16 protein-coding genes are annotated in these 19,564 nt (G+C 67.7%); 3 read left to right on the top strand and 13 right to left on the bottom strand.

Annotated elements, in window-relative coordinates:
• Positions 1 to 158: 158 nt before the first annotated feature.
• The 9 genes from NLI01S_RS08830 to NLI01S_RS08790 form a co-directional block, all read right to left on the bottom strand.
• The gene (locus NLI01S_RS08830; protein WP_067602090.1) at positions 159 to 2,096 is read right to left on the bottom strand and encodes a TIGR03960 family B12-binding radical SAM protein; all 1,938 of its coding nucleotides are present in this window, start codon (positions 2,094 to 2,096) and stop codon (positions 159 to 161) included.
• A 189-nt stretch (positions 2,097 to 2,285) separates the two neighbouring features.
• The gene (gene rodA / locus NLI01S_RS08825; RefSeq protein WP_067602087.1) at positions 2,286 to 3,464 is read right to left on the bottom strand and encodes a rod shape-determining protein RodA; all 1,179 of its coding nucleotides are present in this window, start codon (positions 3,462 to 3,464) and stop codon (positions 2,286 to 2,288) included.
• A complete protein-coding gene (gene mrdA, locus NLI01S_RS08820) occupies positions 3,464 to 5,569 on the bottom strand; it encodes a penicillin-binding protein 2 (protein ID WP_067602084.1) in 2,106 nt (701 codons plus the stop codon). Before mrdA ends, rodA begins: the two co-directional genes overlap by 1 nt.
• A gap of 4 nt (positions 5,570 to 5,573) precedes the next feature.
• On the bottom strand, positions 5,574 to 6,134 hold the full coding sequence (gene mreD, locus NLI01S_RS08815; RefSeq protein ID WP_067602081.1) for a rod shape-determining protein MreD: 561 nt from the start codon (positions 6,132 to 6,134) through the stop codon (positions 5,574 to 5,576).
• Positions 6,131 to 7,030 (bottom strand): rod shape-determining protein MreC, encoded by a 900-nt coding sequence (gene mreC / locus NLI01S_RS08810; protein ID WP_067602078.1) that lies wholly within the window; start codon positions 7,028 to 7,030, stop codon positions 6,131 to 6,133. The genes mreD and mreC overlap by 4 nt, the downstream gene beginning before the upstream one ends.
• Before the next feature lies 1 nt (position 7,031).
• Entirely contained in the window at positions 7,032 to 8,066 is a 1,035-nt protein-coding gene (locus NLI01S_RS08805; RefSeq protein ID WP_067602075.1) for a rod shape-determining protein, read from the bottom strand.
• Positions 8,067 to 8,320: 254 nt separating this feature from the next.
• A complete protein-coding gene (gene ndk, locus NLI01S_RS08800) occupies positions 8,321 to 8,725 on the bottom strand; it encodes a nucleoside-diphosphate kinase (RefSeq protein WP_067602072.1) in 405 nt (134 codons plus the stop codon).
• Between the two features lie 158 nt (positions 8,726 to 8,883).
• On the bottom strand, positions 8,884 to 9,288 hold the full coding sequence (locus NLI01S_RS08795) for a DUF4233 domain-containing protein (RefSeq protein ID WP_067602069.1): 405 nt from the start codon (positions 9,286 to 9,288) through the stop codon (positions 8,884 to 8,886).
• Between the two features lie 34 nt (positions 9,289 to 9,322).
• Positions 9,323 to 10,672, bottom strand: a complete 1,350-nt coding sequence (locus tag NLI01S_RS08790; RefSeq protein WP_067602066.1) for a bifunctional folylpolyglutamate synthase/dihydrofolate synthase — start codon at positions 10,670 to 10,672, stop codon at positions 9,323 to 9,325.
• Positions 10,673 to 10,783: 111 nt separating this feature from the next.
• Here NLI01S_RS08790 and NLI01S_RS08785 point away from each other — a divergent pair, with 111 nt between their 5' ends.
• A complete protein-coding gene (locus tag NLI01S_RS08785) occupies positions 10,784 to 12,028 on the top strand; it encodes a hypothetical protein (RefSeq protein ID WP_067602063.1) in 1,245 nt (414 codons plus the stop codon).
• Between the two features lie 150 nt (positions 12,029 to 12,178).
• Complete coding sequence (locus NLI01S_RS08780; protein WP_067602060.1) at positions 12,179 to 13,051, top strand: hypothetical protein; 873 nt, start codon at positions 12,179 to 12,181, stop codon at positions 13,049 to 13,051.
• Positions 13,052 to 13,127: 76 nt separating this feature from the next.
• On the opposite strand, the gene NLI01S_RS08775 is transcribed toward NLI01S_RS08780, so the two are convergent.
• Positions 13,128 to 14,534 (bottom strand): LVIVD repeat-containing protein, encoded by a 1,407-nt coding sequence (locus tag NLI01S_RS08775; protein ID WP_067602057.1) that lies wholly within the window; start codon positions 14,532 to 14,534, stop codon positions 13,128 to 13,130.
• 131 nt (positions 14,535 to 14,665) lie between these two features.
• On the bottom strand, positions 14,666 to 16,075 hold the full coding sequence (locus tag NLI01S_RS08770; protein WP_067602054.1) for an LVIVD repeat-containing protein: 1,410 nt from the start codon (positions 16,073 to 16,075) through the stop codon (positions 14,666 to 14,668).
• 363 nt (positions 16,076 to 16,438) lie between these two features.
• On the opposite strand from NLI01S_RS08770, the gene NLI01S_RS08765 reads away from it, so the two are divergent.
• Positions 16,439 to 17,149, top strand: coding sequence for a DUF305 domain-containing protein (locus NLI01S_RS08765; RefSeq protein ID WP_067602051.1), 711 nt, complete (start codon positions 16,439 to 16,441; stop codon positions 17,147 to 17,149).
• A 132-nt stretch (positions 17,150 to 17,281) separates the two neighbouring features.
• Here NLI01S_RS08765 and clpX read toward each other — a convergent pair whose 3' ends face one another.
• Positions 17,282 to 18,559: an ATP-dependent Clp protease ATP-binding subunit ClpX gene (clpX, locus tag NLI01S_RS08760; RefSeq protein ID WP_067602048.1), complete on the bottom strand. Its 1,278-nt coding sequence runs from the start codon at positions 18,557 to 18,559 to the stop codon at positions 17,282 to 17,284.
• A gap of 294 nt (positions 18,560 to 18,853) precedes the next feature.
• Complete coding sequence (locus NLI01S_RS08755; protein WP_067602046.1) at positions 18,854 to 19,510, bottom strand: ATP-dependent Clp protease proteolytic subunit; 657 nt, start codon at positions 19,508 to 19,510, stop codon at positions 18,854 to 18,856.
• Positions 19,511 to 19,564 lie beyond the last annotated feature (54 nt).

Raw genomic sequence — 19,564 nt, 5'->3', positions numbered from 1 at the left:
CACCCGGAGCGCGAATTTTACTCTTCCACCCCAGGACACACCAGTGCCCTGGGGTTCTTTGTGTCCACCCCGCGCACACGGTCCTTCGTCACCTCCCACGCGAGCGCACCGGAGTCCTGAGACGGTGCTCCGTGCGCCCGCATCACACCAGGGGCAGGTCAGAGCACGGTCAGTGGCAGCGTCGGACGCCCCTCGGCCGCGTCGTTGATCTGGATCTCGGTGCCCATACTGGGGCACACTCCGCAGGCATAGCAGGGGGTCCAGCGGCAGTCGTCGATCTCCAGCGACTCCTCGCCGTGCAGGGAGTCCTGCCAGTCCTGCCAGAGCCAGGACCGATCCAGCCCGGCGTCCAGGTGGTCCCAGGGCAGGACCTCGTCTTCGTCCCGGTCTCGGGTGGTGAACCAGTCCAGGTCCACCCCGGTACCGGCGAGGCCGACCTCGGCCGCCTTCTCCCAACGGTCATAGGAGAAGTGCTCGCTCCAGCCGTCGAAGCGGCCGCCCTCCTCCCAGACCTGTTCCACGATCCGACCCACACGGCGATCGCCGCGGGAGAGCAGTCCCTCGATGATCGATGGTCGGCCCTCGTGGTAGCGCAGACCGATCGACCTACCGTACTTGCGATCACCGCGCAGTCGGTCCCGCAGCTTGCGCAGCCTGGCGTCCACGTCCTCGTGGGAGGTCTGGCCGACCCACTGGAACGGTGTCTGCGGCTTGGGCACGAACCCACCGATGGAGACCGTGCAGCGGATGTCCTTGCGCCCGGTCACCTCTCGCCCGGTCCGAATGACCTCGGTGGCCAGGTCCGCGATGGCCAGGACGTCCTCGTCCTCCTCGGTGGGCAGCCCGCACATGAAGTACAGCTTCACCTGTCGCCACCCGGCCGCGTAGGCGGCGGTGACGGTACGGATGAGGTCCTCTTCGGTGACCATCTTGTTGATCACCCGGCGCATGCGTTCGCTGCCGCCCTCGGGTGCGAAGGTCAACCCGGAACGGCGGCCATTGCGCGTGAGTTCGTTGGCCAGGTCGATGTTGAAGGCGTCGACCCGGGTGGAGGGCAGCGACAGACCGGTGTTGGTGCCCTCGTACTCGTCGGCGAGGTTCTTGGCGATGTCACCGATCTCGCTGTGGTCGGCGCTGGACAGCGAGAGCAGGCCGACCTCTTGGAAGCCGGAGTTGCGCACGCCCTCCTTCACCATCTTCTGGACGGTGTCCTGGTTGCGCTCGCGTACCGGGCGGGTGATCATCCCGGCCTGGCAGAAGCGGCAGCCTCGGGTGCAGCCGCGGAAGATCTCCACGCTGTAGCGCTCGTGCACGGACTCGGCCGTGGGCACGATGGGGTTCCTGGGATAGGGCCACTCGTCCAGGTCCATCACGGTGTGCTTTTGCACCGTGCCCGGGACCCCCGGCCGGTTCGGAGTGTAGGCGGCGATCCGGCCGTCGTCGTGGTAGCCCACGTCGTAGAAGCGTGGGACGTACACCCCGCCGGTGGCGGCCAGGCGCAACAGCAGTCCGTCGCGCCCACCCGGTGCGCCCTCCTCCTTGAACTCCCGGATGATCTCGGTGACGGCCAGGGTGATCTCCTCGCCATCGCCCAGCACCACGGCGTCCAAGAAGTCCGCGATGGGTTCGGGGTTGAAGGCCGCGTGCCCGCCGGCCAACACGATCGGGTCGTCCTCGGTGCGGTCGGCGGAGCGGCGTGGGATACCGGCCAGGTCCAGCGCGGTGAGCATGTTGGTGTAGCCCATCTCGCTGGCGAAGCTCAGTCCGAGCACGTCGAAGGCGCGTACGGGGCGGTGACCGTCGACCGTGAACTGCGGGATGCCGTGTTCGCGCATCAGCCCCTCCATGTCCGACCAGACGGCGTAGGCGCGCTCGGCCAGGACCCCCTCGCGTTCGTTGAGGATCTCGTACAGGATCTGCACGCCCTGGTTGGGTACGCCCACCTCGTAGGCGTCCGGGTACATCAGCGCCCAACGGACCCGGGTTTCGTCCCACTCCTTGACCACGGAGTTGAGCTCACCGCCCACGTACTGGATGGGTTTGCTCACCCGATTCAGCAGGGGTTCGATACGCGGGAAGAGACTTTCGACGGACATGGTGTGGGCCTTCGATCGGCGGACATCGTGTCTGCCCGGCTCCTGGCCGGATACCCGCGGGCCGGTATCGCCCACGCGCGGTGGATCTCCCAGGTTACCGCCGAAGGGGGCTTCCGGCCGGTTATCCACAGGGCCTTTCGTCCGGGCCCCTTTCGGATGCGCCCCTGACGGGGCCCGGACCGGACGGGCTCAGTACTCGAAACCGCGGTCGCGGGAGTTGACGCCCAACACCAGCCCCAGGGCGAGCATGTTCGCCATGATCGCGGTGCCGCCGTAGGAGACGAACGGCAGTGGAAGGCCGGTCACGGGCACCACGCCCAGGCACATGCCGATGTTGATCAGGCCCTGGAACGCGAACCAGGCGGCCACTCCCACGCACAGCATCCGTGGGTAGGGCAGGTCGCACCCCAGGGCGATCCGCAGGATCCGCCAGATGACCACGCCCATCAGCACGATGATCGCGGCGGCCCCGACGAACCCGAGTTCCTCCCCCGCCACGGTGAAGATGAAGTCGGTGTGCTGTTCGGGTACGAACCGGCCGTGGGTCTGTTCACCCTGGAACAGGCCGGTGCCATCGAATCCGCCGGACCCCACCGCGATGAGGGCCTGCGCGGAGTTGTATCCCGAGCCCTGCGGGTCGGCGGCCGGGTCCATCAGGGTGGCGATGCGGTCGACCTGGTAGGGCTCCAGCAACTCGAACCACCACACGGCGAACGCACCGGCGGCCCCGACGGCGAGCATGCTCCCCACCCACACCAGGGGCGCCCTCGACAGGGTGAGCATTCCGAGGAAGGTCGCGCACAGCACCAGGGTGGTGCCAAGGTCGGGTTGGAGCATGACCAGGGCGAGCGGGATCGCCACGACCAGCACGCACAGCAGCACGTCGCGGCTCATCGGCCGGGTCTCGCCGTCCCGGGGTTCACCCAGGAAGGTGGCCAGGACCAGGATCAGCCCGATCTTGGCGAGTTCGCTGGGCTGGAACTGGAACCCGGCGATCACGAGCCAACCACGCGACCCGTTGATGACCGCACCCAACGGGGTGAGCACCAGGACCAGGGCGATGACCGTCACCGCGTAGACGATGGGCGCGTAGGCACGCACCGTCCGATAGTCGATCGTCGCCACGACCAGGCACACCACCCACGCCACCGCCAGGTGGACCAGATGGCGCAGGAGCGCGTCCATGGAGTCACGGGGGTCTCCCCCGTCACCCGGCAGGGTCGCCGACCACACCAGCAGCGCCCCGATGGCTCCCAGGAAGAGCACCGAGAGAACGAGGACCCAGTCGAGGCGTCGAGCGCTCCCCGCGGCGGTGGCGGCGGTGCGGCCGAGGTTCCGTTGCCGAGACGTTCCGCTGTAGGTGTCCATCAGGGCTCCAGCGGGTCGATGGAACCGTCCGAACGAACGGCGGGCAGGTCGGAGTGGGGCTCCCCACCGGGAAGCAACTCCTCGCCGTCCCCGAGTCCGTAGATGGCCTTGTAGATCTCACTCGCGATGGGCGCGGCGGTCTCGCCACCGGTACCGCCCTGGGAGACCAGGACGGCCACCGCGTACTGCGGGTCGTCGGCCGGGGCGTAAGAGGCGAACCAGGACGACACCTGACGCTGTTCGGCGTCGGCGCTACCGGTCTTGCCCGCCACGGACACCTTGTCCTGCGGGAAGTCACCGAAGGCGCCGCCACCGGTACCGGTCTTGGTCACCTCGGTCAGAGCATCCTGCAGGTAGCGGAGAGTCTCCTCGCTGACCGGGAGCTCTCCCTTGACCGTCGGTTCGATGGGCTCCACGTCCGATCCGTCCGCGGCGACCAGGGCCTTGGCCACGCGCGGCTCGTACAGGGTGCCGCCGTTGGCGATGGCGGCGTAGGCGGAGGCCAGCTGCAACGGGCTGACCAGGACGTCACCCTGACCGATGGAGAAGTTGACGGCCTCGTTGGCGCGCCACTCGAAACCCTGGACGCAGTGCTCGTGCGCGAGCCGCTGGAGGTAGGAGGCGTGCGACGGGTTGGTCTCGGCGATGTCCGGGTACCCCTCGTCGGCCCGGGCGCAGTTCGCCTCCCGGGTCTCCTCCCAGAAGGTGCGCTTCCACTCACGGTCCGGGACACGGCCACCGGTCTCGTAGGGCAGGTCCACCCCGGTGGGCGAACCGAATCCGTAACCGCGGGCCATCTCGGCCATGGCCTCCTTGGGCTCTCCGTCGGGATGCAGGCCACCGTCCTGTTGCCACATCTGGTAGCCGAAGTTGTAGAAGACGGTGTTGCAGGACTTGACGATGGCCTGTTTCAGGGAGATGCTCCCCTGTCCGGCGCCCGCGTAGTTCTCGTAGCTCTGCCCCGCCAGGTTGACCGAGCCGGGGCAGGCGTAGCTATCGTGCAGCGAGTAGCCGTTCTCGGCCGCCGCCGACATCGACGACACCTTGAAGGTGGAGCCGGGCGGGTAGGTGCCCTGGACCGCTCGGGACAGCAGGGGTTCACCCGCCTCCTCGCTGAGGATCTCGTCGAAGGTCTCCTGGTCGATACCGCCCTGCCAGATGCTCGGATCGTAGGTGGGCAGGCTCGCCATGGCGACGACTCCGCCGTTGGTGACGTCGAGGACCACGGCGGCGCCGGAGTCGGCCCGGTACTTGGGTCGTGCGCCCGCCATGCCCTCCGCGAGCGCCTTCTCGGCGGCCTTTTGCACTTCGACGTCCATGTGGGTGACGATGTGGCGGCCGGCCACGGGCAGTTCGTCGGAGATCACGTCCATGACCTCACCGTGGTTGTTCACCCCGAGGGTGCGCAGACCAGCGGTGCCGCGCAGTTCCTGGTCGTAGATGGCCTCCAGACCGTCCCGGCCCACCTGGTCGATACCGGTGAAGCGGGTGCGCAATTCCTCGCGTGCGTCGAGTTCCTCCTGCGTGACGGGCTGGAGGTAGCCGAGCATCTGTCCGGCGTGCTCACCCTGCGGGTATTCCCGCACGGCTTGGGCCTGGGCGGTGATGCCGGGGAAGTCCTCGGCGCTCTCCATGATCTGCAGCGCCACCGCCCCTTCGATCCCCTCGGCGAGGGTGACGGGCTGGTAGGGCGAACCGGGCCAGCAGGGACGCTCGACCTCGGGGCTGCACAACCGTACGCGCTGCTGGAGTTCCTTCACGGGGACGTCCAGGACCTCGGCCAGGTCCGTCAGGACCTTCTCGCCCCCGTCCTCCATCGCCTGGAGCTCGTGGTAGTCGGCGGAGACGACGAGTTCGGTGCGGTTGTTGACCAGGGGTCGCCCTGCCGAGTCCAGGATCTGGCCTCGGGTGGCCGGCACCACCAACTGCTGGTGATGGTTGGCCACCGCGAGCTCGCGGTAGTGGTCGGCCATGGGCACCTGCAGGTACCAAAGACGACCCACCAGGGCGGCGAACATGATCAGCACCATGAACTGAACGAAGAGCAGACCGACCCTACCGAGTTTGGGGCCGGGGAGCGTGGGGTCGATCGGTGGCTTGCGCACGACGTCACCACCTGCCCGCGGAGATCGGCCCCTGGATGGTCGCGAAGTCGTCCTCGGCGAGCAGCGATCGCACGGCGAGGACGGGCAGGGTCACCAGCGGAGCGACCAGGGTGGTGGCCAGGGTACCGATGCCGACGTTGACGGCCACCGCGCCGACGGTCACGTGCGCATCGCCCATGACCAGCCCGATGAACGCGTATCCGAGTCCCACACCGAGGGACGCCACGGCCACGACGCCGAGGGCGGCCCACCGGGAGAGCCGACCTCCGCCGGAACCGCCCAGGCCGGTGTTGGCGTGCAACAGACTCACCACGTAGGCGGCCACGCACAACATCAGGGCGTATCGGCCCATGGGGTGTTCGGCGGGTGGCAGGACGTCCATGGCCAGCCCGGCCGCGAAACCGCAACCGGCCGCCGTGGCGGGGCTCGTGGTCAGGGCGACCGCCACCACGGTGGCCAGTACCAGGTCGGGACCCGGCCCCCAGTCGAACGGGAGCCGGTTGACGATGGTGGCCTGGACGAGCACCGCGACGGCCACCATGAGCAGGGTTACGACGGGCCTCACTGGTCTCCCTCCGGGTCGGACTCGGGCGGCAGGACGGAGTCGCGTGGGTCCTCGGCGGGGCCCTTGACGACCACTCCCACCACATCCAGGGCGGAGAAGTCCACCGCCGGGGTGATACGGGCGATACGGCTGAGCGCGCCGGGCGCCACCTGCACCTCGTCAACGGTTCCGATGGGTACCCCTGGCACGAAGGGCGCGCCTTCGAGCGAGCCGAGGGTGACCACCCGGTCACCCTGGTCGATGGGCGCCTCCATGTCGAAGAGCTCCAACGTCATGTCGGCATCGGGACCGCCGGGGACGCTGCCCCCGGTGATCGCGCCGATCTTGCGGGAGGCCTCCAGGCGTGCGCCCACCGAGGAGTTGACGTCGGTGGCGAGTTTGACGGTGGCGGTGCGCGGCCCCGCATCGGTGACGCGACCCACCAGGCCGTCGCCGTTGACCACGGTCATGTCCGGCTCGACACCGGAATCCGTGCCGATGTCCAGGGTCGCGGTGTGGGCGTAGCCACGTGCGGTGGTGCGGGTGACCGCCTGGGCCGCAACGACCTCGTAGGCGCCCCGCCCGGACAGGTGCAGCATGTCATCGAGCTTCTCGGCACGGTGACCGTCGAGCCGGGCGGCCTGGAGTTCGGACTCCAGTTCGGCGTTGGCCTCCTCGAGTTCGGTGATGCGGTCGGCCGCCTCCGGGCCCGCGCTGAGTCCCTCGTAGACGCGGGTGAACGGTCCGGAGACCAGACCGACACCGGCGGCGGTGGGTGCGAAGACCAGCTCGCCACCGTTGCGGGCGATCGAGGTGACCGGGTCACTGCCGGGACGCGCGTCGACGACCAGCAGGACCAGAGCGACCGCGACCAGCACGGCGAGTACCAGCCGGGACCGCGTGGTGTCGCTCAACATGTCAGCGCCGCCGTTCCGGAACGAGGACCTGGTGGAGGCGCTCGTAGTTCTCCACGCAGGTGCCGGAGCCGATGGCGACCGAGTCGAGCGCGTTCTCGGCGACGTGGATGGGCATCCCGGTCTCGTGGAGAAGCCGCTCGTCCAGGCCGCGCAGCATCGCGCCACCCCCGGTCACGGCGACACCGCGGTCCATGATGTCGCCGGACAGTTCCGGCGGGCACTTATCGAGACTGGTGCGGACCGCGTCGATGATCGCGATGACCGGTTCCTCGATGGCCTGGCGCACGTCCGACTCGGACATGACGATGGTCTTGGGCAGGCCGCTGACGAGGTCGCGCCCGCGTACCTCGGCGTGCAGCTCCTCCGCACCGGTCGGGTAGGCGGAGCCGATGGCCACCTTGAGCTCTTCGGCGGTGCGCTCCCCGATCATCAGGGAGTACTCCTTCTTCACGAAGGTCGCGATGGCCTGGTCGAGTTCGTCGCCGCCCACCCGGATGGACTGGGAGGTGACGATGCCGCCCATCGAGATGACGGCGACCTCGGTGGTACCACCGCCGATGTCGACGACCATGTTGCCGGTGGGCTCGTGTACGGGCAGCCCGGCGCCGATCGCGGCGGCCATGGGCTCCTCGATGATGTAGACCCGACGGGCCCCCGCCTGGTAGCCGGCCTCCTTGACGGCCCGGTGCTCGACGGAGGTGATTCCGCTGGGCACGGCGACGATGATGCGGGGCTTGGCGAAGTGGCGGCGGCGGTGGATCTTCTGGATGAAGTAGCGCAGCATCCGCTCGGTGACCTCGAAGTCGGCGATGACGCCGTCCTTGAGCGGTCTGATGGCGGTGATGTTGGCGGGCGTGCGACCGATCATCTGCTTGGCCTCGATACCGACCGCCACGATCTTTCCGCTCGAGGTGTTGAGTGCGACCACAGACGGCTCGTTCAGCACGATTCCGCGCCCGCGCACGTACACCAACGTGTTGGCGGTACCCAGGTCGACGGCCATGTCCCGGCCGAGAAATGCAAGGTTGTTCGGCATGTAACGTCCTCAGAGGCGCCGTACGGGCGTGGAAACGTGGGCGACCATAGGTAGTCGTTCCGACACGTTATGTACGCAGTCCCCCGTATCGTAACCCTGGGCACTTGTCTCGTTACGCAAACACACCGAATTGTTGTTTCCACGCCGGAACATGGCGCGAAGAACGCCACCGAACGCCCCGGAAACGACGAACGCGCCCCCGAAGGGACGCGTCGCGTCGATACTCGTCGTCCACGAGGGACGCGCCGGAACCCTTACAGGTCCGGGAAGAAGAGCTTGATCTCGCGCTCGGCCGAGTAGGTCGAATCCGAACCGTGCACGATGTTCTGCTGCACCTCCAGGGCGAAGTCGCCACGGATGGTGCCCGGGGACGCCGTCACCGGGTCCGTGGCACCGGCCAGGGCGCGGAAGGCCTCGATGGCACGCTCACCTTCGACCACCATGGCGACCAACGGTCCACCGGTGATGAAGTCGACCAGCGACTCGAAGAACGGACGCGTGGCGTGCTCCTCGTAGTGCGTCTTGGCGGTGTCGGCATCGAGCGTGCGCAGCTCCATGGCGGCCAGGTTCAGGCCCTTGCGCTCGATACGCGAGATGACCTCACCGACGATGTTGCGGCGGACACCGTCCGGCTTGATGAGAACGAGAGTGCGCTCCACGTGCGTTTCAACTCCTCACTGGACCCCCGCGCGGCACAGGCGGGGCCGGGCCCTCGGCGAGGTCGCGCGCGGTGGGGTGTACGGGTGTGCGTCCGGGACCGGCGGTTGGGGAGAGGCCCGCTCGACGCGGCTCCTGGCCCGCCCGGACGTGCGTCACACTATCGCGTTTGCGGCCCCGACGACGCGGTGCTCACGTCCTCACCACCGGAAGCGTCCTCGCCGGCCACGGACTCCGCGCGCGCGGCGTGGGCCGCCCGAGTCTCGTCGACCCGACGGCCCAGGATCACCGCGATCACCCACAGGGACACGAACACGACCGCGACCAACAGCGCGCCGCTGACCATGAACGAGCTGAACAGGAAGGCGGCTTGCAGGGCCCAGGACGCGTAGTGCGCCCAGGTGTGCCTTTGCAACCCGGACAGCAGCAGCGCGGCCACGGCCATGCCACCCCACACCCCGCCGGCGATGGACGGGTCCACCCCTTCCAACTGGATGGCGATGGGAATCGCCAGGCCGATCACTATGGCCTCGAACACGAGCACTACGGCACAGACCACGCGCATGGTGTTTCCCTTCGTAGGAGGATCGTGTCGCCCGCTACCCGCCGGCGCCGCGCAACAGGTGCACGACGTCTCCGGAGGTGACCACGGAACCGGTGACCAGCACGCCGACCCCACCGAACTCGCCTTCCGCCTCGGCCAGGCCCACGGCCCGGTCGATGGCGTCGTCGAGTCGGGGAGCCACGTGCACCCGGTCCTCACCGAAGATCTCTTCGGCGAGCGCGGCCAGCCTCTCCGGTTCGAGGGAACGCGGCGAGGAGTTACGGGTGACGACGATCTCGTCGAGCAGTGGTTCCAGGGGATCCAGAATCCCCTCGACGTCCTTGTCGGCCATGATGGCCACCACACCGATCAGCCGGGAGAAGGCGAAGGCCTCCTCGACGGCGGCGACGGTGGCGATCATCCCGGCCGGATTGTGCGCGGCGTCGGCGATGACGGTCGGGCTGGTGCGCACGACCTCCAGACGCCCGGGTGCTTCCAGCCCCGCCAGAGCCTCGGCCACGATCATGGGATCGAGCCCGATGGCGTCCTCGGCGGCGGAGAAGGCTTCGACGGCGGCGATGGCGACGGCGGCGTTGCCGGCCTGGTACTCGCCGAACAGCGGCAGGAAGAGGTTGTCGTAGGTCCCGGTGAGACCCTTGACGACGATCTGCTGACCTCCGACGGCCACCTCACGGGAGGTCACCCCGAACTCCAGGCCCTCGCGCGCGACGGTCGCACCGACCTCGGCCGCGTGCCGGAGCAGGACCTCCGCGGCGGGCAACGGCTGCTGCGCGACCACGGCGAGGGAGTCGGGTTTGATGATGCCCGCCTTCTCCTCGGCGATGCCGTCGAGGGTGTCGGGCAGGTAGTCGGTGTGGTCGATTCCGATGGGTGTCACCACCGCGACGTCTCCGTCGACGACGTTGGTGGCGTCCCAGGTCCCGCCCATGCCCACCTCCACCACGGCGACGTCCACGGGGGCGTCGGCGAAGACGGCGTAAGCCATGACGGTGAGGATCTCGAAGAACGACAGAGGGGCGTCGTTCATCGAGTCGGCCATCTCGATGTAGGGGTGGATGTCGTCGTAGGCCTCGACGAACCGCTCCTGGGAGATGGGCTCGCCGTCCACGACGATGCGTTCGCGTATCGTCCGCAGGTGCGGGCTGGTGTAGCGGCCCGCGCGCAGGCCTCGTCCACGCATCAAGGCGTCGATCATGCGTGCCGTGGACGTCTTGCCGTTGGTCCCGGTGACGTGGATGACCCGGAAGTTGCGCTGCGGGTCGCCCAAGAGGTCGAGGACTGTACGGACCCGGTCCAGGCGTGGATCGATGTCGGTCTCCGGGGCGCGGGAAAGGATCTGCGCGGTGACCTCGGCGTAGCGCTCATGGGCGCCCTGGCCGCTCACAGGGTCTCGTTGGTCGGGGTGTACACCCGCGTCAGTGTACGCGGCCTCACCTGGGTCCGGGCTCCGGGTCGGTCGTGCTAAGCCCGATGTCACCGAGACCATACTTGGAGCATGCCAAGCCTTGACCCCTTCTTCTCCGAGTGGGCCGGCCGCACCCCGGGACAGGCTCGGAGCCTGGACCGGGCGGCCGCCCTGCTGACGGCCCTGGACCTGCACGACGAGCGCACCCCGGTGCTGGGGGTGGTGGGTTCCAAGGGCAAGGGGAGCACGGCGACCGTGGCCGCGGCGACCCTGTCCGCCGCGGGGGCGCGCACGGTCCTGGTGACCGGGCCGAGCTTCCGGGGGTACCGCGAACGCGTGCGGGTGGACGGGACCTCCGTCACCGACACCGAACTGGACGGCTTGGGCGCGGAGATCGAGAACGCCCGGAAGACTCTCCCCGAACACGACGGCTACCTGGCACCGAGCGGGTTGTTCCTGGTGGCGGGACTACTCAAGGCGCGTGAGATCGGCGCCGACGTCTGCGTCCTGGAGGCCGGCATGGGCGGTCACCGAGACGAACTGCGTCTGGTCGGCCCCGAGGTCGTGGCGCTCGGCATGGTCTTCGCCGAACACCTGGGTGTCCTCGGCGACACCGTGACCGAGATCGCCCGGGAGAAGACCCGGGTGGCCGGTGAGCGCACCCGGGCCCTGGTCTGCCTGCCGCAGAGCCCCGAGGTCTCCCCCGTCGTCGAACGGACCCTGTCGGAGGTCACCGCCGATCGTGTCCTCCCCGAGATCGTCGACCCGGAGCTCCCCGGTTCAGAGCCACCTCCGGCCCTGCGTCCCCCGGGCCTGTCGGCCGCCTCGGGCGTCCTGGGCGTGGCCGCGGGGACCCGCGCGCTCGAACTCCTGGGGCACGTGCCCGCCCCCATCGACCGTCTGCACCATGTGCTGGGAACCCTGAACCTGCCCGCTCGGCTGTCCGAGCACCCCGTGCCCGGTGACGCGACCGCCCGCGTCCTGGTGGACTCGGCCATCGACCGCGTGGGGGTGAGGACCGCCCTGGAGCGGGGCCGCGTCCTCTGGGGCGGTGTCGACCACGTGCTGCTGTGCCTGCCGGACCACAAGGACGTCTCCGGCGCCATCGGTGCCCTCGGTGGCACGCCGGTCACCGCCGTGCGCCTGCCCGAGGCCCACCTGCGCTTCGAGCACGACCTGCCCGCCCACTGGGACCGGGTCGACGCCGAGAGACTCACCCCGGACTTCGTGGCCTCGCTCGGCGATCGCGTCCTGGCCCTGGGCACCGTGTACTTCACCGGCCGGATGATGGAGGTCTTGGACGCCCCCACCGACCGCCTCTTCGACCCCCGCTGACCTCGGGTTCCGGTCACGCCCGTATTCGTCGATTTCTCGAAAACACCGACTCGGCCCCGGAAATCACGGCATGCTCACTCTTGGTAACTCCTCACAGGTCGGAATGTCTTCAAGGCGTTGTTCGACCGTGTCCGAACCCCAGGAACCCGCATGCCCACACGAGAACACGAAATTCCTCTGTGGTTGGTACAGAACCAGCCCGCTATGGCCCCCGCGCTGTTGGAGTCCCTCGGTTTCGAGGTCCCACGACACACCGAAGTGCTCAACACCAGTTCGGCACTGACCAACTGCGATCCCAAGGAGTTCAACAGCGACGGTGCCGTGGTACTACGTGATGGCTCCAAGAACGTCATGGCGGTGGTGGTCGAGCGTCAAAACGGCCACGACTCGGACAAACGGCAAAGTTGGCCCGCCTATCTGGTCACCCTCCATGTTCGATTGAAATGCCCCGCCATGTTGCTGGTCCTGTGCCCGAGTGACGCCATGGCCCGCTGGAGCGCCGCGCCCATCCGGACGGGACATCCGGGCTTCGATCTCGTACCGCTCACGATCGGGCCGAGCCGGATGCCCAAGATCACCGATGAACAACAGGCTCGGCTCCTCCCGGAGCTGAGTGTGTTGTCGGCCCACGCTCATGGCAACAGCGATCCCGGGATGCTCAAGGTGGTGGTGGAGGCGCTGAACTCCACGGCCGCGACGAACCGAACGTTTTACTATGACTACGTGCTGTCCGGTCTCAACGAGGCCGCTCGGAAGGAGTTGGAGGGCTTGATGGCGGTGGGAACCTACGAGTGGCAGAGTGACTTCGCCCGCGAGTACGTCGGAATCGGCCGAGAGGAAGGCCGAGAGGAAGGCGCCGCCTTGGGGGTGGCGCGGAGCGTGATCGCCGTCCTCGAAACCCGGGGGCTCGCTCCCTCCTCAGAAGTCCGTGAACGGGTCGAGGCCTGCACCGACCTACAGACCCTCGACCAGTGGCTCCGTGCGGCGATGAAGGTGGATCGGCCCGAGGACCTCTTCGACTGACGTCTTCGAACACACCCTGACACGGGCGCGGGGTGGGGGACGTTCCCCCACCCCGCGTCTTCGTCTCGTCAGCGGATCAGCGGCCGGGTCGGTAGCTCGGTTGGGTCTGCGGGTTGAACTCGTCGTAGGTGACGCGTTCGGCCGGGCGCAGGCGCGGGTCGGTCAGCTCCAGGACGTCCAGGCCCCGGCGCATGTCCGAGGAGTAGACGTGGCCGTTGTAGTAGTAGGCCGACCAGGAGCTGCCGTTCTCGATATCGGGGTCGATACGGTCGTCCGGGTCCCAGTGGCCGATCTCGCGGGGGTTCTTCGGGTCGTTGAAGTCGATCACCGAGACACCGCCCTGGTACCAGGCCTGCACGAAGTAGTTCTGGCCGGGCACCGGGATCAGGGAACCGTTGTGCGCCACGCACACCTGCTCGTCGCCCTGGTGGCGTTCCAGCTTGTAGTAGGACTCGAAGTCCAAGGTCGCGTCGGCGCCCTCTCCGTCCAGGGTGTAGATGGCGTTCGCGCCGCGTTCCGGGCCGATCTCCTCGGTGCAGGTGGCCGCGCCACCGCCGCCGAGCTCGTCGGTGAAGATCACCGTACCGGCGTCGTTGGTGAAGGTCGCCGAGTGCCAGAACGCGAAGTTCTCGTCCTGGACGACCTCGGTCACGACCGGTTCGACCGGGTCGGAGATGTCCATGAGCACGCCGTCGCCCATGCAGGCGCCCGCGGCCAGGTCCTTCTCCGGGTAGGCGGTGATGTCATGGCAGCCCTCGGTGGGACGTAGCAGGCCGTCCTGGTCGTGGTTGCCGCCGTCGGGGAAGAGCACGGGTTCGTTGACGAGCGCGGCCGAGGCCGGGTCGTCCAGCGGTACCTCGATGACGGAGATCTTGTCGTGCGGCGGCTGACAGTTCGGGAACTCCTCGGCCGGGGCGTAGGAGGACACGTACACGTACTCGCGTTCGTCGTCGCCGGGCACGAGGGTGAGGGTGTGCGACCCGCAGTCGGTGCGCACGGCCGCCACGTACTGGGGATTCGCCTTGTCGGAGATGTCGAAGACGCGCACGCCCTCGAAACCGTCCGGGTCGGTCACCGGGACCGCGGGGGCACCGCACTCGTCGCTCGCGTTGGGGTAGTCCACGGCGAAGTACACCAGGTCGCCACTGACCGACAGGTCCCCCTGGCCACCCGGGCACAGGACCTCGGAGACGATCTGCGGATCGGACGGCTCGGAGACGTCGTAGATGACGAACCCGTCGTAGTTGCCACCGATGACGTGGTCGCCGGTGAAGGCCAGGTCCGAGTTGGTGTTGCTGACCGCCTCGGGCTTGGGCAGGTTGGCGATGTGCTCGACGTTCTCGCTGGTGACGTCCTCGGAGGGCGGTGCGTCGGCCTGGGCGCTCGCCGGGCCGAGCAGCCCTGCGAGCAGGGTCGCCGCCGCGGTGAGTGCGACGACGGTCGACCGTCGAACTCCTCCGAGTCTCGGGGAAGCTGCGGGCATGCTTTCTCCTGTTGGTCGCATAGAGGGCGGGGGCTGTATGCGGCGGGGCCGCGGCGTTCGCCGCGGCCCCTGGTCCTCCCGTTTGCCCTGGCTCCCCAGGAGGAGCCACCGGGAGGGATTCGTGGGGTCGGTCAGCGGCCGGGTCGGTAACTCGGCTGCGACTGGGGGTTGAACTCGTCGTAGGTGACGCGTTCGGCGGAGCGCAGACGCGGGTCGTCGATCTTCAGGACGTCGAGCCCACGGGTGATGTCGGAGGAGTACACGTAGCCGTTGTAGTAGTACGCCGACCAGGAGCCACCCAGGACGAGCTGATCGTCGTCGATCGGGTCACGGTCGAAGTGGCCGATCTCGCGGGCGTTCTTCGGGTCGTTGAAGTCGATCACCGAGACACCGCCCTGGTACCAGGCCTGCACGAAGAAGTCCTGACCCGGGACCGGGATGAGCGAGCCGTTGTGGGCGACGCAGTTCTCGGTGGCGGTCTGCACGCGCGGGAGCTTGTAGTAGCTCTCGAAGGTGAGTTCGGGATCGACGTCGGTGCCGCCGATGGTGTAGATGGCGTTGGCGCCGCGCTCCTGCCCGTACTCCTCTGTACAGATGGCGCCGCCGCCACCGCCGAGCTCGTCGGTGAAGATCACCGTGCTCGCGTCATTGGTGAAGGTCGCCGAGTGCCAGAACGCGAAGTTCTCGTCCTGGACGACGTCGGTCACCACCGGGTGGGCCGGATCGGAGGTGTCCATGAGGATGCCGTCGCCCATACAGGCGCCCGCGGCCAGGTCGATCTCCGGGTAGGCGGTGATGTCGTGGCAACCGGTGGTGCTGGTGTTACCGCCGTCGGGGAACAGGATCGGCTCGTTGACCAGGGCGGCTTCGGACGGTACGTCGATGGGGATCTCGACGATGGAGATCTTGTCGTGCGGCGGCTGACAGTTCGGGAAGTTCGCGTTGGGCGAGTAGGAGGACACATACACGTAGTCGTGTTCGCCGTCCTCGCCCGGGACGAGGGTGTGGGTGTGCGACCCACAGTCGGTGGCCACGGCCGCCACGTACTCGGGGGCGGCCTTGTCGGAGATGTCGAACACTCGAATGCCCTCGAACCCGTCAGGGTCACTGGTGGTCACGGCCGGCGCGCCGCACTCGTCGCTCGCGCGCGGGTAGTCGACGGAGAAGTACACCAGGTCGCCGCTGACCGACAGGTCGCCCTGGCCACCCGGACACAGGACCTCGGAGACGACCTCGGGGGCCTCCGGCTCGGAGATGTCGTAGACGACGAAGCCGTTGTAGTTGCCACCGATGGCGTAGTCGCCGGTGAAGGCCAGGTCCGAGTTGTAGTCGTCCATGGCCTCGGACTTGGGGAGGTTGGCCACGTGGGTGACGTTGGGACTGGTATCGGCGTCGCTTTCGAAGGGGGCGGTGTCGGCGGCCGCACCGGCGGGGCCGAGGAGGCCCACGGTCAGGAGCGCGGCGGCGGTGAGGGCGACACCGGTGAGTGCTCTGCGGTGAAGCGGGCGTCCTGCACGGGGGTGGGTGGGGGATGACGCCATGTGTACTCCTGATTCCTAATGGAGCGAAACAGAAAGAACGTACACAGTTCAACATCAATATGCATAGAGGGAAACAAAGGAAATATAGGTCTTAACAGTTCGAAGGCGCGGTACCACGGGCCTCTCCGACGGTGACATCCCCCTGCCCTCTGGGACACACGACCGTGGCCCTCAGGGCATCCCCACGAATCCGCCGCCCTCGCCTCCGCCCGACGGCGGACACCGGGAGACGGCCGGACGAACACCGATTCCGCACTGGACAGAACACCCACGGAGTGAGTAGAAAACCCGCAGGATGTCGCATACCACCGACACCGGCGGTCCCCACCCGGCCCGTCCGTCCACCCCCTTGGAGGAGACCACGTGCGTCGCCTGGCACTCGCCGCCGGAACCGTCCTCGTCCTACTCGCCGCCCCGGCCTGCAACGCGGACGACGACGGACAGTCCGCCAACGTCATCGCTCCCGGCGCCCCCGGAGAGTCCTCCACCCCCGCGACCGCCGAGGAGATCGCCGCGCTCGCCGAGGAACAGGGGCACAACGAAGCCGACGTCACCTATCTGGTGATGATGATCGAACACCATTCCCAGGCCCTGGAGATGACCGACCTGGTCCCGGACCGTTACCGGCGCGACGGCGTCGAACGCATCGCCGACCGCATCGCCGCCGCCCAGGAGCCCGAGATCTCAGCGATGGAGAGCTGGCTGGAGGAGAACGTCTTCGGTCCGGCCCGGGACAACCCCGCTCACCAGAACTTCTGTGGCTTGGAGGGCGAGGGCGGCCACCACTCGGAGGGCGAGGACGTACCCCTCTGTGATCTGGAGGTCGACCACGACGACATGCGGGGCATGGTCTCCGATGAGGACATGCGACGGCTCACCGACGCCGAGGGCGACGAGTTCGACCGCCTGTTCGTGGAATTGATGACCGCCCATCACGAGGGCGCGGTGGCCATGGCCGTGGACGTCCTCTCCCATGGACACGACCAGACCGTGATGCGAATGGCCAACGACCTCATCGCCGAGCAGAACACTGAGATCGCCCGCATGGAGTCGGTCCTGGAGGACGAGGACTGATCCTCCCGGGACCGCACACCTCCCCCGGGGCGGCCCGGGCCCCAGGCGGTCGCACACACGACGGGGCGCCCTCGCTCGAAGGCGAGGGCGCCCCTTGTCGTGCAGGAGCGGTTCAGGGCCGCACGGGATCGATCAGGCCGACTTCTCCTGACGATCGTCGTCCTCCGGCTTGCGGCGCGGGACGATCGTCGGATTCACGTGCTGCTCCACCGACTCGCGCGTGATGATCACCTGGCCGACGTCCTCCCGGCTGGGCACCTCGTACATCACCGAGAGCAGGACCTCCTCGATGATGGCGCGCAGACCACGGGCACCGGTACCGCGGATGATGCCCTGCTCGGCGATGGCCTCCAACGCGTCCTGGGTGAACTCCAGCTCCACGTTGTCCAGCTCGAACAGCCGCTGGTACTGCTTGACCAGGGCGTTGCGCGGTTCGGTGAGGATCTGGATCAGCGCGGCCTTGTCCAGGTTGTGCACGCTGGTGATCACCGGCAGACGACCGATGAACTCCGGGATCATCCCGAACTTGAGCAGGTCCTCCGGCATGACCTCGCCGAACAGCGCCCGCTCCGAGTCCTCGGTCTTGGGCCGCAGCACGGCGTTGAAGCCCATGCCCTGCTGCCCGGTACGGGACTCGATGAGCTGCTCCAGCCCGGCGAAGGCGCCACCACAGATGAACAGCACGTTGGTGGTGTCGATCTGGATGAACTCCTGGTGCGGGTGCTTGCGGCCACCCTGCGGCGGAACACTCGCGGTGGTGCCCTCCAGGATCTTCAGCAGCGCCTGCTGCACACCCTCCCCGGAAACGTCCCGGGTGATCGACGGGTTCTCGCTCTTACGGGCGACCTTGTCGACCTCGTCGATGTAGATGATCCCGGTCTCGGCCTTCTTGACGTCGTAGTCCGCGGCCTGGATCAGCTTCAGGAGAATGTTCTCGACGTCCTCGCCGACGTAACCGGCCTCGGTCAGCGCCGTGGCGTCGGCGATGGCGAAGGGAACGTTCAGGATCTTGGCGAGGGTCTGCGCCAGCAGGGTCTTGCCCGAACCGGTCGGACCCAGCAACAGGATGTTGGACTTGGCGATCTCCACGTCCTCGTCACCGGGACGGTCACCCTCGGAACGGACCCGCTTGTAGTGGTTGTACACCGCCACCGACAGGGCCTTCTTCGCCTGCTCCTGACCGATCACGTAGGAGTCGAGGAAGTCGAAGATCTCCCGCGGCTTGGGAAGGGAATCCCACGTGAGCTCGGTGGCGTCGGCGAGTTCCTCTTCGATGATCTCGTTGCACAGATCGATGCACTCATCGCAGATGTATACGCCGGGGCCCGCGATGAGCTTTTTCACCTGCTTCTGGCTCTTACCGCAGAATGAGCACTTCAGCAGGTCCCCGCCGTCGCCGATGCGTGCCACCCAGCCACTCCTCAAAACTAAGGCCGCCCCGCCCCCGACGCGTTTCGCGTCGGACGGCACGGAAGCGAACTCCCGTGAATCTTCCGTCCACGACCGACCGGTCACGAACGGGGCGATCTGTGTGTCGCTCCCCGCCAGGGTAAGCGAAAAACCGGACCGGCTTCACCACCGGGTTGTTCCAGGCGGGTCCCGAACCGGTCCGGCGCATGCTTTACAAGGCCGGAGAACCCCTACCGGAACACCCACGCGAATGCGTGGAGTCCGGTTCGGCTCGGGGTTTCTCCGGCGAGTGCCCTACTTCTGGGAAGCCTTGCGGTAGGGCAACACGAAGTCGATGAGACCGTACTCGACGGCCTCCTCCGCGGTGAGGATCTTGTCGCGCTCGATGTCCTTGGACACCTGCTCGGGCGAGCGACCCGTGTGATTGGCCAGGGTCGTCTCCAGCTGCTGCCGGATCCGGGTGATCTCGTTGGCCTGGATCTCGATGTCACTGGCCTGGCCGTGCATGCCCTCGGTGGCGGGCTGGTGGATCATCATGCGGGCGTTGGGCAGCGCGCCGCGCTTGCCCTTGGTGCCGCCCGCCAGCAGGATCGCGGCGGCCGACGCGGCCTGTCCGATGCACACCGTCTGGATGTCGGGGCGCACGAACTGCATGGTGTCGTAGATCGCCATGAGGGAGGTGAAGGAACCACCCGGCGAATTGATGTACATCTGGATGTCCCGCTCGGAGTCGAGCTGCTCCAAGGTGATGAGCTGGGCCATCAAGTCGTTCGCGGAGACATCGTCGATCTGCACGCCGACGAAGATGATCCGCTCCTCGAAGAGCTTGTTGTACGGATTCATCTCCTTGACGCCGTACGACGTGCGCTCCACGTAGGACGGCAGCACGTAGCGGCTCTGGGGAGCCATCGAGGCCGCGCCGCCGATCAGACTGGGGTTGAACTCGGTCATTTCACGCCTTCCACGCACTACGCCGATCCATGGACTGGGTCAGGACAGCACTGA

The sequence above is a fragment of the Nocardiopsis listeri NBRC 13360 genome, assembly GCF_001570765.1.
GTDB lineage: Bacteria > Actinomycetota > Actinomycetes > Streptosporangiales > Streptosporangiaceae > Nocardiopsis > Nocardiopsis listeri.
This window is presented reverse-complemented; position numbering and strand designations above follow the sequence as displayed.

Coding starts and splice junctions, on each gene's coding strand:
- NLI01S_RS08830 (WP_067602090.1), bottom strand. CDS start 2,096: ATGTCCGTCGAAAGTCTCTTCCCGCGTATCGAACCCCTGCTGAATCGG.
- rodA (WP_067602087.1), bottom strand. CDS start 3,464: ATGGACACCTACAGCGGAACGTCTCGGCAACGGAACCTCGGCCGCACC.
- mreC (WP_067602078.1), bottom strand. CDS start 7,030: ATGTTGAGCGACACCACGCGGTCCCGGCTGGTACTCGCCGTGCTGGTC.
- NLI01S_RS08805 (WP_067602075.1), bottom strand. CDS start 8,066: ATGCCGAACAACCTTGCATTTCTCGGCCGGGACATGGCCGTCGACCTG.
- NLI01S_RS08795 (WP_067602069.1), bottom strand. CDS start 9,288: ATGCGCGTGGTCTGTGCCGTAGTGCTCGTGTTCGAGGCCATAGTGATC.
- NLI01S_RS08785 (WP_067602063.1), top strand. CDS start 10,784: ATGCCAAGCCTTGACCCCTTCTTCTCCGAGTGGGCCGGCCGCACCCCG.
- NLI01S_RS08780 (WP_067602060.1), top strand. CDS start 12,179: ATGCCCACACGAGAACACGAAATTCCTCTGTGGTTGGTACAGAACCAG.
- NLI01S_RS08775 (WP_067602057.1), bottom strand. CDS start 14,534: ATGCCCGCAGCTTCCCCGAGACTCGGAGGAGTTCGACGGTCGACCGTC.
- NLI01S_RS08770 (WP_067602054.1), bottom strand. CDS start 16,075: ATGGCGTCATCCCCCACCCACCCCCGTGCAGGACGCCCGCTTCACCGC.
- NLI01S_RS08755 (WP_067602046.1), bottom strand. CDS start 19,510: ATGACCGAGTTCAACCCCAGTCTGATCGGCGGCGCGGCCTCGATGGCT.